12 protein-coding genes are annotated in these 18,369 nt (G+C 64.4%); 5 read left to right on the top strand and 7 right to left on the bottom strand.

Annotated elements, in window-relative coordinates; all coding sequences use genetic code 11:
* Positions 1 to 239 precede the first annotated feature (239 nt).
* Positions 240 to 1,817: an NAD(P)H-hydrate dehydratase gene (locus PPGU16_RS08060; protein ID WP_180722451.1), complete on the bottom strand. Its 1,578-nt coding sequence runs from the start codon at positions 1,815 to 1,817 to the stop codon at positions 240 to 242.
* A gap of 107 nt (positions 1,818 to 1,924) precedes the next feature.
* The gene (locus PPGU16_RS08055; protein ID WP_180722450.1) at positions 1,925 to 3,226 is read right to left on the bottom strand and encodes an FAD-dependent oxidoreductase; all 1,302 of its coding nucleotides are present in this window, start codon (positions 3,224 to 3,226) and stop codon (positions 1,925 to 1,927) included.
* 457 nt (positions 3,227 to 3,683) lie between these two features.
* On the opposite strand from PPGU16_RS08055, the gene purL reads away from it, so the two are divergent.
* Positions 3,684 to 7,763 carry a phosphoribosylformylglycinamidine synthase gene (gene purL / locus PPGU16_RS08050; protein WP_180722449.1) on the top strand — a complete coding sequence of 1,360 codons (4,080 nt, stop codon included), beginning with the start codon at positions 3,684 to 3,686 and terminating at the stop codon, positions 7,761 to 7,763.
* Positions 7,764 to 8,588: 825 nt separating this feature from the next.
* Here the strand turns inward: purL and PPGU16_RS08045 are convergent.
* The 4 genes from PPGU16_RS08045 to PPGU16_RS08030 all read right to left on the bottom strand — a co-directional run bounded on the left by PPGU16_RS08045 (position 8,589) and on the right by PPGU16_RS08030 (position 12,016).
* Positions 8,589 to 9,368 carry a peptidylprolyl isomerase gene (locus tag PPGU16_RS08045; protein WP_180722448.1) on the bottom strand — a complete coding sequence of 260 codons (780 nt, stop codon included), beginning with the start codon at positions 9,366 to 9,368 and terminating at the stop codon, positions 8,589 to 8,591.
* Between the two features lie 10 nt (positions 9,369 to 9,378).
* Positions 9,379 to 9,693, bottom strand: a complete 315-nt coding sequence (locus PPGU16_RS08040; RefSeq protein ID WP_036005228.1) for a BolA family protein — start codon at positions 9,691 to 9,693, stop codon at positions 9,379 to 9,381.
* Position 9,694: 1 nt separating this feature from the next.
* Positions 9,695 to 10,225 (bottom strand): septation protein A, encoded by a 531-nt coding sequence (locus tag PPGU16_RS08035; protein WP_007585925.1) that lies wholly within the window; start codon positions 10,223 to 10,225, stop codon positions 9,695 to 9,697.
* Positions 10,226 to 10,459: 234 nt separating this feature from the next.
* Complete coding sequence (locus PPGU16_RS08030) at positions 10,460 to 12,016, bottom strand: protein adenylyltransferase SelO (protein WP_180722447.1); 1,557 nt, start codon at positions 12,014 to 12,016, stop codon at positions 10,460 to 10,462.
* A 126-nt stretch (positions 12,017 to 12,142) separates the two neighbouring features.
* Here PPGU16_RS08030 and PPGU16_RS08025 point away from each other — a divergent pair, with 126 nt between their 5' ends.
* From PPGU16_RS08025 to PPGU16_RS08010, 4 genes are all read left to right on the top strand, one after another.
* On the top strand, positions 12,143 to 13,846 hold the full coding sequence (locus PPGU16_RS08025) for a 3-(methylthio)propionyl-CoA ligase (RefSeq protein ID WP_180722446.1): 1,704 nt from the start codon (positions 12,143 to 12,145) through the stop codon (positions 13,844 to 13,846).
* Positions 13,847 to 14,017: 171 nt separating this feature from the next.
* On the top strand, positions 14,018 to 16,102 hold the full coding sequence (locus PPGU16_RS08020; protein ID WP_180722445.1) for a 3-hydroxyacyl-CoA dehydrogenase NAD-binding domain-containing protein: 2,085 nt from the start codon (positions 14,018 to 14,020) through the stop codon (positions 16,100 to 16,102).
* A 36-nt stretch (positions 16,103 to 16,138) separates the two neighbouring features.
* Positions 16,139 to 16,765, top strand: a complete 627-nt coding sequence (gene pncA, locus PPGU16_RS08015; RefSeq protein WP_180722444.1) for a bifunctional nicotinamidase/pyrazinamidase — start codon at positions 16,139 to 16,141, stop codon at positions 16,763 to 16,765.
* A gap of 50 nt (positions 16,766 to 16,815) precedes the next feature.
* Positions 16,816 to 17,994 (top strand): acetyl-CoA C-acyltransferase, encoded by a 1,179-nt coding sequence (locus PPGU16_RS08010; RefSeq protein ID WP_180722443.1) that lies wholly within the window; start codon positions 16,816 to 16,818, stop codon positions 17,992 to 17,994.
* Positions 17,995 to 18,097: 103 nt separating this feature from the next.
* Here PPGU16_RS08010 and PPGU16_RS08005 read toward each other — a convergent pair whose 3' ends face one another.
* A complete protein-coding gene (locus tag PPGU16_RS08005; protein WP_180722442.1) occupies positions 18,098 to 18,316 on the bottom strand; it encodes a hypervirulence associated TUDOR domain-containing protein in 219 nt (72 codons plus the stop codon).
* Positions 18,317 to 18,369 lie beyond the last annotated feature (53 nt).

Genomic DNA, 18,369 nt, shown 5'->3' with positions numbered 1-18,369 from the left:
GCCGGCCGCGCATCGGGCGTGCCGGGGGTGATCTGCAGACGCGCGGTTGGCTGAGCGGTACGGTCGCCGGATGCGCGGCGGCGTGTCTCGTGCCCCGTCAGCGGGCGTCTGCGGTTCGCGTCTCGGCCGATGGACGGCCGCACGACGCAGTCAATCAGTATAGCGGGCCAGGATGACAGCCGGGATAGATGGGACGCGTCGCCAGATAGCGGGATGCTCGCGGCAGCACGCCCGTGCCGTCAATCCTGTAACGGATAGACGAGCCGGTTCAACAACTTGCGCACCATCGGCGCAAGCTCGCCCGCTGTGAGGCCGGCTGGACCTTTGCCGCGTGCGGTAAGCGCGTCGGCGGCGAAACCGTGCAAAAAGACGCCCGCAAGCGCTGCTTCGTAGCGCGGCAGACCTTGTCCGAGCAATGCGCCGATCAACCCGCCGAGCACGTCGCCCGTACCGCCCGTCGCGAGCGCGGCGTTGCCTGTCGGGTTGACGGCGACGCGCCCGTCCGGCGCCGCGATCACCGTGCCCGTGCCTTTCAGCACGATGACGCTCGCATACCGCGCGGCCAGTGCGCGCGCCGCTTCCAGCCGGTCGCGCTGAACGCTTTTCGCGTCGGTACCGAGCAGGCGCGCTGCTTCGAGCGGATGAGGCGTCAGCACGCACGGATCGTTCGCAGACTCGCCGCGCTGCTTCACGGTTGCGGCGAGATCGGCGTGACCGGCGATGAGATTCAGCGCGTCGGCGTCCAGCAGTTTCGGCACGTCGAGCGGCAGCACGGTGCGCAGCACGTCGACCGCGCGCTCGCGCTTGCCCATCCCGCAGCCGATCGACAGCGCGTCCATCTCCGCGAGCGGCAGTTCGTCGAGCGGATGCAACATCAGTTCAGGATGTGGCGGGTCGTAGGGCGGGCTGCCCGCGCCGAGAAACGCGACATGGACCTTGCCCGCGCCCGCGTATAGCGCGGCGCGCGCGGCGAGAATCGGCGCACCGCACATGCCCGTATCGCCGCCTACGACGGCCATGCTGCCGAACGTGCCTTTGTGCGTCGAGTAATCGCGCGGCGGGAAGTGGGGGACGAAGAGGGCGGGCCCGTTGAGCCGGACGGGCGGTTCGGAAGGCCATTCGAGGCCGATGGACGCGACGGTCACATCGCCCGCAAGGTCGCGTCCCGAGGCCATGTAAAGACCTGGCTTCGCGCCAATGAACGTCACGGTGTGCGTCGCGCGAACGGCGCCACCGCCTCCGACGACATTGCCCGTATCGCTGTCCAGCCCGCTCGGCACGTCGAGCGCGAGAACGCGGCCGCGCCGTTTTGCGCGCGCGGACAACTGCCCGGCAATCGACGCGAACACGCCGTCCAGCGGCCGTGCCAGCCCGATACCAAACATGCCGTCGACAACCCAGCTGTAATCGTCGAACGAGTCCGGCACTTCGTTCGAAATCGGCACGCCCGCCGCACGCGCTTCGGCCAGCGCCCAAAGGGCGTCGTCGGGCTTCACTTCGACGGGCATGCAGACTTCGACCTTGATACCGGCGCGTTGCAGTTCAGCCGCAACGACGAGCGCGTCGCCGCCGTTATTGCCAGGCCCGGCTACGAGCCACACCGGCTGGTACGGATCGGTAGTCCCGTCGAGATGGATATGTTCGAGCAGGAAGCGCGCGCCGGCGCGGCCGGCGCGGCCCATCAGCGTGTGGGCGGGCAGCGTCGCCTCGGCGTTCTTTTCGAGCGCGCGCAATTCGGCGACGCTCAGAAGCGCAAACGGCCGGTCATACGGCTTGACGAGACCGTCGTGGAGAGAAGGGGCGGAGGGTTGGGTCATGGCAGCGTACGAGAGCAACGAGGTACGCCCATGGTAGTGGCAATGCGCGTGCCGTAGCCAGCACGCGCAATGGCATAGGACGAGTGACCGTCCCGTGCCGGAAGCTGTTATCCGTTGAAGCGTTCGGGGCGAAGCGCCGCGATCGTGTCAGGCGGCAATTCCGACGGCGCGCCGGAAACGAGGCTCGCAATCAGCTTGCCCGAGCCGCATGCGAGGCCCCAGCCGACGGGGCCATGCGCCGCGTTCACGAATAGCCGCGGATGCAGCGCATTACCCGTCACAGGCAGGCCGTCCGGCGACAACAGTTTCACGCCTTCCCACGGCAATGCGGCCGAAATGCGCGCCGAACCCGGCACCCAGTCGTGCGTCGCCTGGCTGAGCAGCGCGAGCGCTTCTTTCGTCAGCGGCTCGGGCAGCGGCAGCCGGGTCTGGCTGGCGCTTTGCAGCACCGCGCCGCCCGCGATGCGCAGCCGGTGATTGCTGCGCGTGATCGTGATGCGTTTGACGGCATCGATGACCGTCGTATGGGGCGCGAACTCCTCGCGCGCGATCGGCGCGACGAGGTTGTGCAGACGCAGCGGATGCAGCGGCAGATTCAGCCCGAGCTTTTCCAGCAGCGCGAGACTGCCCACGCCCGCCGCAACGACCACGGCGTCCGCGCTGATCACATCGACTTCGCGCGAGCGCGACGATTCGCCGTTGGCGGGCGCCAGTTCGACGGCCGCACGCTGGTTGTCGAGGCGGATGCCCGTCACTTCACGGCCGCACTGAAACTGCACGCCGCCTTGCACATCGAGCGTCTGCTTGATCAGCTTCGCGAACAGCGGACAGTTCGCCGTGCCTTCGTCGTCGAACAGCACGCCGCCCGCGAAATGCGGTTCGAGCGGAATCGAATGCTCGATGGTCTGGCATTCCTGCGGGCTCAGCACGTGATGCGGCACCTCGAACTGGCGCAGCAGGTCGAGCGCGGAATGCGTGAGGTCCCAGTCCTGCTGGCTGCGCACCAGATACAGCTGTCCGTTCGTCCGCTCGAATTCCAGATTGAAGTGATGCTCGATGTCGGCGAGCGACTGGCGCGCCGATTCGATCAGCGGACGCAGCAGCGAAAACTGCCTCTTGAACGCCTCGGGCTCGGCGAGCGCTGCGAGTGTGCGGACGAAATCGCGCACCTGCCCGTTGAAGCCCGCCTTTTTGATGACGCCGCTTTTGGCGGCCTGACGGTGCTGCATGAAGGTCGGGCCGAACCACACATCGAGTGGCGTGGGCAGCAAAGTGCCGCCGTGGCCGTAAGTGGCGCCCTGTGCGACGGTGGCGTGCCGTTCGACGACGCACACCCGATGACCGGCAGCGCGAAGCTGATAGGCGGTAGCGACGCCGACGATCCCGCCGCCAATGACAATGACATCCATGGTTAATTCGTGTTGCCGGCGGCACGCGTGGGGCCAGGCGTATGACTTGACATGCGGCGCAGCGCGACAGCCGCTGCTGCACCGATCTGATGAAAGGCCGAATGATATCAGTCAAACGACCCGTCCGGCACGCTGCCGTTCTCCGCTGGAAGCATCGCTCGACGGTGGTGCACGGATGGAACAGCGGCGAGCAGGATCGCGCGATTCGCCTACCACGAATGGCCGGAAACGCATCCCAAAAAGGCCCGTGGTGCTGCCGGCGAGGCGTGCGGCCAGCAGGGACACGCCGCCAAAGCGCGCGGCGCGTCACGCAGGGCAGGTCTGCCGGGCCTTCCCGGGTTATAATCTCCGACTTCCTTACGCCTCACGTCGCCTCCACGCGCGACTGTCCGAGCGGTTGCCAAAGCAATCGCGCGCGGCACCCAGCGACGCAACCGATCGACGCAACGTCAAGTCCATGGCTCACTTCTCGTGTTTCCCCGGCGCTTCGGCCCTTTCCGATTTCCGTCAAACCCGCCTGCTCGACACGTTGTCGCGCATCGACGCCAACATCGTCGGCGTGCGCGGCCAGTATCTGCATTTCGTGAACTCGCAGACGCCGCTTGCCGCGGAAGACAGCGCGAAGATCGAAGCGCTGATGCACTACGGCGATCCATTCGACGCCGGCAAGGACAAGGGCGCCGTCGAAACTTTCCTCGTGGTGCCGCGCTTCGGCACCGTGTCGCCGTGGGCGAGCAAGGCCACCGATATCGCGCTTCACTGCGGCTTGACGCATGTGCGCCGCATCGAGCGCGGCATCGAGTACACGGTCGTGCTGAAAAGCGGGCTGCTCGGCGGCAAGAAGGCGCTGTCGGACGAGGCGCGTGCCGCTGTCGTCGCCGCGCTGCATGACCGGATGACGGAAAGCGTCGCGCCGTCGCGCGATCACGCGATGCACCTGTTCGACGAACTGCCCGCCAAGGCGCTGCAAACGGTCGCGGTGCTGACGGACGGCCGCAAGGCGCTGGAGAAGGCGAACACGGAACTCGGTCTCGCGCTCGCCGAGGACGAAATCGACTATCTCGTCGACGCATTCACGAAGCTCGGCCGCAATCCGACCGATGTCGAACTGATGATGTTCGCGCAGGCCAACAGCGAGCACTGCCGCCACAAGATCTTCAACGCGAGCTGGACGATCGACGGCGAGGCGCAGGACATCTCGCTGTTCAACATGATCCGCAACACCGAGAAGCTCAATCCGCAAGGCACGATCGTCGCGTACTCGGACAACTCGTCGATCATGGCGGGCGGCCTGGCTGAGCGCTGGTTCCCGCGTAAGGCTGCGAATGCCGACGAGCCGGGCGAGCGCTACGGCCGTCACACCGAGTTGACGCACACGCTGATGAAGGTGGAGACGCACAACCACCCGACGGCCATCTCGCCGTTCCCGGGCGCCGCGACGGGCGCGGGCGGTGAAATCCGCGACGAAGGCGCGACGGGCCGCGGCGCGCGTCCGAAGGCGGGTCTGACGGGCTTCACCGTGTCGAACCTCGATCTGCCCGATGCGCGCGAGCCGTGGGAAAACGCCCGCGACGCCACGCAACCCATCGGCCATCGCAACGCAGCCGACCAGTTCGACACCTACGGTCGCCCGGACCGCATCGCGTCGCCGCTGCAGATCATGATCGACGGGCCGCTCGGCGGCGCTGCGTTCAACAACGAATTCGGCCGTCCGAACCTCGGCGGCTACTTCCGCACGTACGAGCAGAACGTCGCGGGCCGCGTGCGCGGCTATCACAAGCCGATCATGATCGCGGGCGGTCTCGGCAACATCTCCGACCAGCACACGCACAAGCACGATCTGCCGCCCGGCTCGCTGCTGATCCAGATCGGCGGCCCCGGCATGCGTATCGGCATGGGCGGCGGCGCAGCGAGCTCGATGGCGACGGGCACCAATACGGCCGAACTCGACTTCGATTCCGTCCAGCGCGGCAACCCGGAAATCGAACGGCGCGCGCAGGAAGTGATCAACTCGTGCTGGCAGCTGGGCGAGGGCAACCCGATTCTGAGCATTCACGACGTCGGCGCGGGTGGTCTGTCGAATGCATTCCCTGAGCTGGTCGACGGCGCGGACAAGGGTGCGCTGTTCGAGCTGCGCAAGGTCCAGCTGGAAGAAAGCGGCCTGTCGCCGCGCGAAATCTGGTCGAACGAAGCGCAAGAGCGTTACGTGCTGGCCATTCCGCCGTCGCGTCTCGAAGAATTTGCGGCGATCTGCGAGCGCGAGCGTTGCCCGTTCGCGGTGGTCGGCACGGCGACTGAAGAGCGTCAACTGAAGCTGATCGACGCCGATCTGACGGAAGCGGGCGCGCATCAGCCCGTCGATATGCCGATGGAGGTCCTGCTCGGCAAGCCGCCGCGCATGCATCGCGATGTGACGCGCGTGTCGACGCCGCTGCAACCCGTCGACGTCACGCACGTGGCGCTGCACGAGGCGGCCGTCAACGTGCTGCGTCATCCGACCGTCGCCAGCAAGTCGTTCCTCATCACGATCGGCGACCGCTCAGTGGGTGGCACGACGGCGCGGGACCAGATGGTCGGCCCGTGGCAGGTGCCCGTCGCCGACTGCGCGATCACGACGGTCGATTACGCAGGCTTCCGCGGTGAAGCGATGACGATGGCCGAGCGCACGCCGCTCGCCGTGATCGACGCGCCCGCATCGGGACGCATGGCCGTTGGCGAAGTGGTGACGAACATCGCGGCGGCGCCGATCGCGTCGCTGGACAAACTGAAGCTGTCGGCGAACTGGATGGCGGCCTGCGGGAGCCCCGGCGAAGACGCAGCGCTGTACGACACGGTGAAGGCGATCGGCATGGAACTGTGCCCGGCGCTCGGTATCGGCATTCCCGTCGGCAAGGACTCGCTGTCGATGCGCACGAAGTGGGCGGACGGCAACGTCGAGAAGGAAGTGGTCGCGCCTGTGTCGCTGATCATCTCCGCTTTCGCGCCCGTCGAAGACGTGCGCCGCCATCTGACGCCGCAACTGCTGAGCCCGAAGGAAGCAGGCGAAACGGTGCTGATTGCGATCGACCTGGGCCGCGGCAAGCACCGTCTGGGCGGGAGTATTCTCGCGCAGGTGACGCAGCAGGTCGGCGACACGGTGCCTGACGTCGACGATCCGGAAGATCTGAAGCGCTTCTTTGCGGCGATCCAGGCGCTCAACGCGGGCGGCAAGCTGCTCGCGTACCACGACCGCTCGGACGGCGGGCTGTGGGCGACGGTTTGCGAAATGGCGTTCGCGGGCCATGTGGGCGTGTCGCTGAACGTCGACATGCTGACGCTCGACCCCAATCACGAATTCGATTACGGCGACGCGAAGGACTGGGCGAAGCAGACCAGCGGCCGCCGCGAAGACCGCACGATCCGCGCGCTGTTCAACGAAGAACTCGGCGCGGTGGTCCAGGTGCGTGCCGGCGATCGCGACGCGGTGCTCGCAGCACTGCGCGAACATGGCCTGTCGGCGTGCTCGCATGTGATCGGCAAGCCGAATGATCGCGACATGGTCGAAATCTACCGTGACGCGAAGAAGATTTTCGATGCACCGCGTGCCGAACTGCATCGCACGTGGAGTGAAGTGAGCTGGCGAATCTCGCGTCTGCGCGACAACCCGGCGTGCGCCGATGCGGAATTCGATGCACTGCTCGACGCGTCGGACCCCGGCATCCAGCCGCATCTGTCGTTCGATCCTGTGGAGGACGTGGCGGCGCCGTTCATCGGCAAGGGCGCGCGTCCGCGTGTGGCGATCCTGCGTGAGCAGGGCGTGAACTCGCACCTCGAAACTGCGTATGCATTCGATCGTGCGGGCTTCGATGCGCATGACGTCCACATGAGCGACCTGCTGTCGGGCCGCGCGACGCTGGCTGATTTTGCGGGCGCAGTCGCGTGCGGCGGGTTCTCGTATGGTGACGTGCTGGGCGCGGGCGAGGGCTGGGCGAAGACGATTCGCTTCAATGCGCAACTGGCCGATATGTTTGCGGCGTTCTTCGGTCGCAACGACACGTTTGCGCTGGGCATCTGCAATGGCTGTCAGATGATGAGCAGCCTTGCTTCGATGATTCCTGGCGCGGATGCCTGGCCGAAGTTCACGCGCAACAAGTCGGAGAAGTTTGAAGCGCGCTTCTCGCTGGTTGAGGTGCAGTCGTCGCCGTCGATTTTCTTTGCCGGCATGGAAGGCTCGCGGATTCCGGTTGCCGTGGCGCACGGCGAGGGCTTTGCTGACTTCTCGCAGCAAGGGGATATGGCGCGTGTGGCTGTCGCGATGAAGTATGTCGATCATCGTGGGCAGTCGACTGAACAGTATCCGTTCAATCCGAATGGGTCGCCGGCTGGGATTACTTCTGTGACTACGCCCGATGGGCGGTTTACGGTGCTCATGCCGCATACCGAGCGTGTGCATCGCAATGTGCAGATGAGCTGGCATCCCGATGCGTGGAAGCAAAGTGCCACGGATGGCAGCCCGTGGATGCGGGTGTTTCAGAATGCACGGAAGTGGTTAGGGTGATTTTTTGCCCTGCGCGGGCGCTGGCGGTTTGGTTTGGTTTTGGGTTTTGGTTTTCGCTGGCATCCGCGCTTTGCCTTCGTGCTTCACGCGTTGCCCCTGTGCGGGGCGGCACCTACTTTTCTTTGCCGCCGCAAAGAAAAGTAGGCAAAAGAAAGCGGCTCACACCGCCAGTTCTTGTTCGTGCCTGAGGGCCCCAACTGGTCCTACGCTTCTCACGGCAACGCGCTGATCGACGCCCGTTGCCAACGCTCTGAATGAGCGCCTCACCCGCTTCACGCGCCCGCGTCACAGCACGCGCTACCAGATAGTCCACAGCCGCCCAGGTGGCAAACTGTGTGCAGGCTTTCGTGCCATACACGCATCACTTCGGACTGGGTAGCACGGTTGGTGTTTCTGATAAGAGCGCTAACCTGTATGGCGCAACAACCTGCACACCGTTTGCCACCTCGGCGGCACAAACCATTTGGTGCCGCTGGCCCTTGTGCGGGTGTCTGAAGCGGGTGAGGCTTCTATTCAAAGCGTTTGCAACGAGCGCGGACTGGCGCGTTGCCATGTGAAGTGTGGGGACGTTGGGGGCCCGTGGATAAGAACAAGGATTGGCGGTGTGAGCCGCTTTCTTTTGCCTACTTTTCTTTGCGGCGGCAAAGAAAAGTAGGTGCCGCCCCGCACAGGGGCGACGCGTGAAGCACGCTAACAAATCGCGGATGCCAGCGCAGAGGCGGAAGATGCAAACGGCGCGCGAGCGCAAAAAAACAAAAACCAAAACCACAAAAACAAAAAGCCGCCCAAAGGCGGCCCTCCCGTGCGAAAGCACGCAAAAAAACCTTACTGCACTTTAGCCTTGGACCGAAGGTCCTCTTCAAACGCCTGCAGTTTCTCCTGCTGCATCTGCTGCGCGATCTGAGCCTTGACCTGCTCAAAAGGCGGCGGCGGCGTCTGCCGCACATCATCGACGCGGATGATATGCCAGCCAAACTGCGTATGCACCGGCGTATCCGTCATCTGGCCTTTCTGCAGCTTCTCCGCGGCAGCGGCAAACTCAGGCACATAGGCCTTCGGATCCGACCAGTCGAGGTCGCCACCATTCTTGCCCGAACCCGGGTCCTTCGAGAACTGCTTCGCAAGGTCTTCGAAGCTTGCGCCAGCCTTGATCTTCGCGATCAGATCCTTCGCCTGCTGCTCGTTGTCGACGAGGATGTGGTGCAGGTGATATTCCTTGCCGCCAATCTGCTTGACCAGCTCGTCGTACTTCGCCTTCACTTCGGCGTCGCTCGGCTGGTTCTTCTTCACGAAGTTCTCGATCAGCGCACGCAGCACCACAGTCTGCTGCGCAACCGCGACCTGCGCCTTGACGTCCGGCTTCGACGGAATCCCTTCGCGGATCGCTTCCTGCATCAGGATTTCACGGTTCACGAGTTCTTCACGAACGGCCTGTTGCAGCTTCGGCGAATCCTGTTGACCCTGTTGCACGAGTTGGGCAACCAGTGCATCGGCGCGCGACTTCGGAATCGGCGTGCCGTTCACGACGGCGATGTTCTGTGCGAATGCAGGTGCGGCCGCAAATGCAGCCAGCAAAACCCAGTAGCGGGTGTTTTTCAAGGTCATCGGAAGTTTCCTAACGGGACAGCAAATTGAATTCTTCTGGCGTGTAAGCCGTGATGGCGAGAGCGTGGATGCCGCGCTGCATGGCATCGGCCAGCGCATCATACACCATGCGGTGCCGCGCCACGCGAGCCTTGCCGGCAAAGGCGGCGGCCACGATCGTCACCGCGTAGTGACCGCCCGCCGACGCGCCCGCATGACCCGCATGCAGCGCACTGTCGTCGCGCACGGTAATCGAATCGACAGGCGCGAGCGCCGCCGTGATACGCGCTTCGATCAGCGCGATACGCTCGGCAGGGCTGGCCTGCAGGAAAACATCGTCGCTCATGTCACTCTTCCTTCATATACTTCGACAGCCACAAACTCTGTCCGACGATAAAGACGACCAGACAGCCCGTCGCGCCGAACAGCTTGAAATTGACCCACGCGTCGGTGGAGAAATTGAACGCGACGAACAGATTGAGAATGCCGAGCAGCACGAAAAAGATCGCCCACACGTAGTTCAGCTGGCCCCAGATGCGATGCGGCAACTGGATCTGCTTGCCCATCATCGCTTCGATCAGGTTCTTGTTGAACGCGAGCGCGGACACCACCAGCGCCACCGAAAACGCCCAGTACAGCACGGTCGGCTTCCATTTGATGAAGGTGTCGTTGTGCAGCACCAGCGTCGCGCCGCCGAATACGGTGACCACGCCGAGGCTCACCCACAGCATCGGGTCGACCTTGCGGTGCCGGAACGCGACCCACGCAATCTGCACCAGCGTGGCGGCGATCGCGACTGCCGTCGCCGTGAAAATGCCCCACACCTTGTACGCGACGAAGAACAGGATGATCGGAAACAGATCGAACAGGAATTTCATTGTCGGGTTGGGAATCCGGAGAGTGTTGGGCGCATCGTGCGCGCTGTCTGCGATGGTTCGGATGAGATCGGCCGAATGGCGGCGAGAGCCAGTCCGATTCGTCCGAAAAGCGCTGGCCACGCCGACGTGACGATCAGACCGCACGCGACGCTATCTGGGCTCGAATTGTAGCGCAGCCGGGTTGATGCAGTCGTACAAGCCCGTCCGCGCGGGCCCGCGCGAAGGGCCGCAGGCTCACGACGAACAGCTCACTTCCAGCGACGACGCCCAGTCGGGTGGCAATCCCGCATACGCTTCAAAGTCGGGTTGCTCGTCGAACGGGCGGCGCAGCACGGTGGCCAAGCGCTCGACTTCGGAGAAATCCTTTTCCTTCGCCTGGCGGATCGCCGCCTCGGCCAGGTGATTGCGCAGCACGTACTTCGGGTTCACGCGGTTCATTGCTTCGGCGCGCGCGGCGTCGTCGCGTGTTTCGTGGGACAGCCGCGCGCGGTAGTCGATTGCCCAGGCGTCGAACGCGACGCGGTCCAGAAACAGGTCGCGCACGCTGGTATCACCGCTCGCATCGTGCTTCGACAGTTTCGACAGATTGCGGAACGTCAGCGTGAAGTCCGCGCGGTTCGCGTGCATGATCTCGAACAGCTTGTTGGCGAGCGCGTCGTCGCCTTCGCGTTGCGTGTCGAGACCGAGCTTGGCCCGCATCCGCGCTTCGAGCGCGGGCGCAAAGCGTGCCTTGAAGCCTTCGAGCACGCGCTGCGCGTCCTGCACCGCGCGCTCGCTGCGTTGCGCATCGTCATAACGCTCGCCGAACAGCGGCAGCAAACCTTGCGCGAGACAGAACAGGTTCCAGTACGCGATCTGCGGTTGCATCCGGTACGCGTAACGGCCTTGCGAGTCCGAGTGGTTGCAGATGTGATTCGCGTCGAAGCCGTCCATGAAGCCGAACGGACCGTAGTCGATCGTCAGGCCGAGAATCGACATGTTGTCCGTGTTCATCACGCCATGGCAGAAACCGACCGCCTGCCATTGTGCGACCAGATCGGCTGTCGACAGCACGGCTTCGTTCAGCAGCGCGAGATACGGATCTTCGGCCTCGCGGCACGCCGGATAGAATCGGTCGATCACCTGATCGGCCAGCGCGCGCAGCGCATCGACACGATCGTTCGCGTAGAAATGCTCGAAGTGCCCGAAGCGCACGAAGCTCGGCGACACGCGCGTGACGACGGCGGCCGTTTCCATTTCTTCGCGGCGCACGGGTTGATCGGAGCCCGTCACGCAGAGCGCGCGCGTGGTCGGAATGCCGAGGTGATGCATCGCCTCCGAGCACAGATATTCGCGGATCGACGAGCGCAGCACCGCGCGTCCGTCGCCCATGCGCGAATAGGGCGTGCGTCCGGCGCCTTTCAGCTGAAGCTCGAAGCGACGGCCGTCGTGCTCGACTTCGCCGAGCGTGAGCGCGCGTCCGTCGCCCAGTTGGCCTGCCCACACGCCGAACTGATGTCCCGAATACACCGACGCATACGGCAACGCTGCCGCCGGCCACTCCCGCGTCGTATTGCCCGAAAAGAACTCGGCGAAGCCCGGCGCGTTCGCCAGCGACGAATCGAAACCGAGCATCGCCGCGACATCGGGCGCGAAGCCGACGACATACGGCGCCGGCAACGGCGCCGCTGGCAGGCGTGTCAGAAAGACGTTCCCGAGCGCGGCGAAGCTGCCTTCACGCTGGTTGTCGATAGCGCCTGCGGCCGTCGACATGGAACCGGATAACCCTGCATTGCATGGGGAAAACGACATATTGAGCGCCTCTTTATTAACCGATATTGTAAGTCCGCGCCTGCCGCGCTGCAGCGCGCGCATCTGAAGCGCATACCGACACGAATAACAACCCGAAGAAACCACACCTCTGGGAGACATCCGCGTATGACGACGCCGCTCTATGGACAGATGATGGACGTGCCGCTGACGGTTTCTTCGCTGCTGGCGCATGCGTCACGCCACTTCGGCACGACGGAAATCGTGTCGAAGCGCATCGAGGGCGACGTCCATCGCTACACGTACCGCGATTGCGAGCAGCGCGCGAAGCAGCTCGCTCAGGCGCTGATCGCGCTCGGCGTCGAAGCGGGCGACCGGATCGGCACGCTCGCCTGGAACGGCTACCGGCATCTGGAAACGTACTACGGCACGACGGGCTTCGGCGCCGTCTGCCACACCATCAACCCGCGCCTCTTTCCCGATCAGATCGCCTACATCGTCAATCACGCCGACGACCGCTACGTGCTGTTCGACATCACCTTCGCCGCACTCGTCGATGTGCTTGCGCCGCAGTGTCCGAACGTGCGCGGCTGGATCGCGATGACGGACGAAGCGCACATGCCGCGCATGTCGACGGCGGCTTCCAGCTATGAAGCGCTGCTCGCGCAGCACGACGGCGATTTCGAGTGGCCGGCCATCGACGAACGTTGCGCATCCAACCTTTGCTACACGTCGGGCACCACGGGCAATCCGAAGGGCGCGCTGTACTCGCATCGATCGACGGTGTTGCACGCGTACGGCGCGTCGCTGCCCGATGCGATGGGCCTGTCCGCGCGCGATTCCGTGCTGCCCGTCGTGCCGATGTTCCATGTGAACGCATGGGGCATTCCGCATGCCGCGCCGCTGACGGGCGCGAAGCTCGTGTTTCCGGGCAAAGATCTCGATGGCAAGTCGCTGTATGAGCTGATGGAGGCGGAGCGCGTCACGTACTCGGCGGGCGTACCGACTGTGTGGCTCGGCTTGCTGAACTACTTGCGCGAAGCGGGCGTGAAGTTTTCGACGCTGCAGCGCACGGTGATCGGCGGGTCCGCATGCCCGCCCGCAATGCTCAAGATGTTCCAGGAGGTCTATGGCGTCGAGGTGATTCACGCGTGGGGCATGACGGAAATGTCGCCGCTCGGCACGCTGTCCAAGCTCACATGGGAACAGTCGCAACGCTCGCCCGACGAGCAGCGCAAGCTGCGCGAAAAGCAGGGCCACGTGATGTACGGCGTCGATATGAAGATCGTCGGCGACGACGGGCGCGAACTGCCGTGGGACGGCGTCGCGTTCGGCGACCTGCATGTGCGCGGGCCGTGGGTAATCGACCGGTACTTCCGCAGCGATGCATCGCCGCTCGTCGACGGCTGGTTCCCGACGGGCGACGTCGCGACGATCGACAAGGACAGCTTCCTGAACATCACCGACCGCAGCAAGGACGTGATCAAGTCGGGTGGCGAGTGGATCAGTTCGATCGACGTCGAGAACGTCGCGATCGCGCATCCGGCCGTGGCGGAGGCGGCGTGCATCGCGTGCGCGCATCCGAAGTGGACGGAGCGGCCGCTGCTCGTCGTCGTGAAACGTCCGGACGCCGACGTGACGCGCGACGACATGCTCGCGTTCTACGAAGGCAAGGTCGCGAAATGGTGGATTCCCGACGACGTCGTATTCGTCGACGAATTGCCGCACACCGCGACGGGCAAGTTGCAGAAGCTCAAGCTGCGTGAGCGGTTCCGCGATCACGTGCTGCCGTCGGCGCTCGACATCGGGAACTGTCCGTTCGACGAGGAAGAAGCAGGGGCCGCCCGGCACGCGAAGACCGATCTGTCGTAGACCTCGGGTTTACGCCCATCCCGGCATGCATCGTTTAAATTTGAACGAGCGTGCTTTTTTGTGTATTCTGCCTGCTATCGCAAACGAACAGCGAAACAGCGGACAATGGTTCGGGTGTTCCCATCCGGACCGCGCACGTGAGGCGCGTCCGCATCGCATGGAGGCAGGCAGATGGCAGTGGACTACACGACACACGACGGCGTCGCCGTCATCACGCTGAATAATCCCCCCGTCAATGGCCTCGGCCTGTCGACGCGCACGGGCATCATCGAAGGCGTCGAGCGCGCGCTGGGCGATCCCGCCATCAAGGCGATCGTGCTGACGGGCGCGGGCAAAGCCTTCTCGGGCGGCGCCGACATCACCGAATTCAACACGCCGAAAGCGCTGCAGGAACCGACGCTGATGACCGTCATCAAGGCCGTCGAAGGCAGCGCGAAGCCTGTCGTCGCAGCGATCCATAGCGTTGCGATGGGCGGCGGGCTGGAACTCGCATTGGGCGCGCACTATCGCGTAGCAGCGCCCGGCGCGCAGATCGCGCTGCCCGAAGTGAAGCTCGGCATCCTGCCGGGCGCGGGCGGCACGCAGCGTCTGCCGCGCGCGCTGGGGCTGGAGGCTGCCCTCAACATGATCGTGTCGGGCGCGCCCGTGATGTCCGAGAAGCTCGCGGGCACGCCGATTTTCGATGAACTGATCGAAGGCGATCTGATGGAAGGCGCGCTCGCGTTCGCGCGCAAGGTCGGCGCGCAGAGCGGCCCGCATCCGAAGATTCGCGACCGCAAGATCGAGCATCCGAACGCGGCGGGCTTCATCCAGTTCGCGCGCAACAGCGTCGCGGCCGTCGCGAAGAACTTCCCGGCGCCGCACAAGTGCATCGACGCAGTCGAAGCGGGTGTGCTCAAAGGCTTCGAGCAAGGCATGAAGGTGGAGCGCGACTGCTTCCTCGCGCTCGTGCAAACGCCGGAAAGCAAGGCGTTGCGCCATGCTTTCTTCGGTGAGCGCGCGGCGAGCAAGATTCCCGACGTGCCGTCCGATACACCCGTGCGCGAGATCAAACAGGTCGCCGTGATCGGCGCGGGCACGATGGGCGGCGGCATCGCGATGAACTTCATCAACGCGGGCTTGCCCGTCATGATGCTCGAAACGAAGCAGGACGCGCTCGATCGCGGACTCGCGACGATCCGCAAGAACTACGAGGCGACCGTCAAGAAAGGCAAGCTGACGATGGAAGCGCTCGAGCAGCGCATGGCGTCGATCACGCCGACGCTTTCGTACGACGACCTCAAAGGCGCCGACCTCATCATCGAAGCCGTGTTCGAAGAACTCGGCGTCAAAGAGCAGGTATTCAAGCGCCTCGACGAAGTCGCCAAGCCTGGCGCGATCCTCGCATCGAACACGTCGACGCTCGATCTGAACAAGATCGCCGCGTTCACGAAGCGTCCGCAGGACGTGGTCGGCATGCACTTCTTCAGCCCGGCCAACGTGATGAAGCTGCTCGAAGTCGTGCGCGGCAAGGACACGGCGAAAGACGTGCTTGCCACCGTGATGAAGGTCGCGAAGAAGATCAGGAAGACGGCCGTGGTGTCGGGCGTCTGCGACGGGTTCATCGGCAACCGGATGATCGAGCAGTACATCCGCCAGGCGCTGTTCATGCTCGAAGAAGGTGCGCTGCCCGCGCAGGTCGACAAGGCGATCGAAAAGTTCGGCTTCGCGATGGGCCCGTTCCGCATGAGCGATCTCGCGGGCAACGATATCGGCTGGGCGATTCGCAAGCGGCGTTATCAGGAGCAACCGGACTTGCATTACTCGAAGATCGCCGACCGTCTGTGCGAGACGGGGCGCTTCGGGCAAAAGACGGGCGGCGGCTGGTACGACTACAAGGCGGGCGACCGTAATGCGTATCCGTCGAAGCAGATCGACGAGATGATCGTCGCGTATTCGAAGGAACTGGGCGTCGAGCGTCGCAAGATTTCCGACGAAGAGATCGTCGAGCGTCTGGTGTTCGCGCTCGTCAACGAGGGCGCGAAGATTCTCGAAGAGGGCATCGCGACGAAGGCGTCGGACATCGACATGGTCTATCTGACGGGCTATGGCTTCCCGCTGTGGCGCGGCGGCCCGATGCTGTACGCCGATACCGTCGGCCTCTACAACGTCGAGCGCGCCATCCGCCGTTATGCGGCGCAACCGAACGGCGACGCCTGGCAGATTGCAGCGGGCATCGTCGAGCGCGCGGCGCAGGGGCGCGGCTTCAATAGCTGAGCGCAGACACGCCTTCGCGAGCCAACAGGAACAGTGATGAAAGATGCCAGTGAAGTTCTGCTCGTCGTCGACGTGCAGAACGACTTCATGCCGAACGGCGCGCTCGCCGTCGCGCGCGGCGATGAAATCGTGCCGCTCGTGAACCAGCTCGCACGGCGCTTCAGCCACGTCGTGCTGACGCAGGACTGGCATCCGCCGTCGCATGTTTCGTTCGCGGCGAATCACGCGGGCCGCCAGCCGTTCGAAATGATGACGATGCCGTACGGCGAACAGGTGCTGTGGCCGACGCATTGCGTGCAGAACACGCCAGGCGCCGCGCTGCATCCGGCGCTCGACATTCCGCATGCGCGCGCCGTGATTCGCAAGGGGCATCACGCGGGCGTCGACAGCTATTCGGCGTTTCTCGAAGCCGATCGCACGACGCCGACGGGACTGGCCGGCTATCTGCGCGACACGGGCGTGACGCGCGTCTGGTGCTGCGGGCTCGCGACCGACTATTGCGTCGCGTGGTCCGCGCTCGATGCGCGCGCGGCAGGCTTCGAGGTCGCCGTCATCGAAGACGCGACCCGCGCCATCGATCTGAACGGTTCGCTCGACAACGCATGGCGCGAGTTGCGCGCCGCGGGCGTCGAACGCGTGCAGGCGGCGGACTTGCTCGTCTGAGCCACGCGACGCGAATCACACACACTCTTTGAAATTAGCAGGAGACATGCATGACTGACGCCGTAATCGTATCGACTGCCCGCACGGGTCTCGCCAAATCGTGGCGCGGCGCCTTCAACATGACGCACGGCGCGACGCTCGGCGGCCACGTGACGCAGGCCGCCGTCGAACGCGCGAAGATCGACCCGGCGCGCGTCGAGGACGTGATCATGGGCTGCGCGAACCCCGAAGGCGCGACGGGCTCGAATATCGCGCGGCAGATCGCGCTGCGCGGCGGACTGCCCGTGACAGTGCCGGGCATGACGGTGAACCGCTTTTGCTCGTCGGGCCTGCAAACCATTGCACTCGCCGCGCAACGTGTGATGGTCGGCGAGGGCGATGTGTTCGTCGCGGGTGGCGTCGAGTCGATCTCGTGTGTGCAGAATGAGATGAACATGCACATGCTGCGCGAAGGCTGGCTGATGGAGCACAAGCCGGAAATCTACTGGCCGATGCTGCAAACGGCCGAAACCGTCGCGAAACGCTATTCGATTTCGAAGGAGCGTCAGGACGAATACGGCGTGCAGTCGCAACAGCGCGCGGCGGCCGCGCAGGAAGCGGGGCGCTTCAACGACGAGATCGTGCCGATGACGGTGCTCGCCGGCGTCGCCGATAAGGCAAGCGGCCGCCTGTTCACGAAGGAAGTGACGATCGCCGCCGACGAAGGGATCCGCGCCGACACGACACTCGAAGGCGTATCGAAGATCCGCACGGCGCTGCCGGGCGGCGTGATCACGGCGGGCAACGCGAGCCAGTTCTCGGATGGCGCGTCGGCGTGCGTCGTGATGAACGCGAAGGTTGCGGAACGCGAAGGCTTGCAACCGCTCGGCATTTTCCGGGGCTTCGCGGTCGCGGGCTGCGAACCGGATGAAATGGGCATCGGTCCCGTGTTCGCCGTGCCGAAGCTGTTGAAGCAGGCGGGTCTGAAGGTCGACGATATCGATCTGTGGGAACTGAACGAGGCGTTCGCCGTGCAGGTGCTGTATTGCCGCGACAAGCTCGGGATTCCGAACGAACGTCTGAACGTCAACGGCGGGGCGATTGCCGTCGGCCATCCGTATGGCGTGTCGGGCGCGCGTCTGACGGGGCACGCGCTGATCGAAGGCAAGCGGCGCGGCGCGAAGTTCGTCGTGGTGACGATGTGCATCGGCGGCGGGCAGGGCGCGGCGGGCTTGTTCGAAGTCGTCTGAGCGCGAGTGCGCATACCGTCTGTCTGCGGAAATGACAGCCCGCGTGCCGAAAGCACGCGGGCTTTTTTGCGTCTGCGTTGCCTTACACTGGCTTTGCCACGCTTCAGTGCTTCGGCGTTTTGTGCAAAGCTTCCGCGCGATGGACCGCCCGTTTGCCGCTTTTTTCGCTCTCGACTTCGTAATGCACATCGTCCTTCGACGCGGCCACGGTATGACCGTCCAGTTCCATATGCGTGGTGATCGCGCGGACGATCTTGCCCGTCGTCATGCCCTGCGGCGTGTTCCAGTCGACGCGGTCGCCCGGTTTCAGATGATGCTTCATGTCGTTGCTCCCGAGAGTTGAGTGCGGACGAATGCTGCATCCGTTGTTCCCAT

This window comes from Paraburkholderia largidicola (genome assembly GCF_013426895.1).
GTDB classification, from domain to species: Bacteria; Pseudomonadota; Gammaproteobacteria; order Burkholderiales; family Burkholderiaceae; genus Paraburkholderia; species Paraburkholderia largidicola.
The sequence above is the reverse complement of the archived record's forward strand: the minus strand, read 5'-3'. Positions and strand labels throughout refer to the sequence as shown.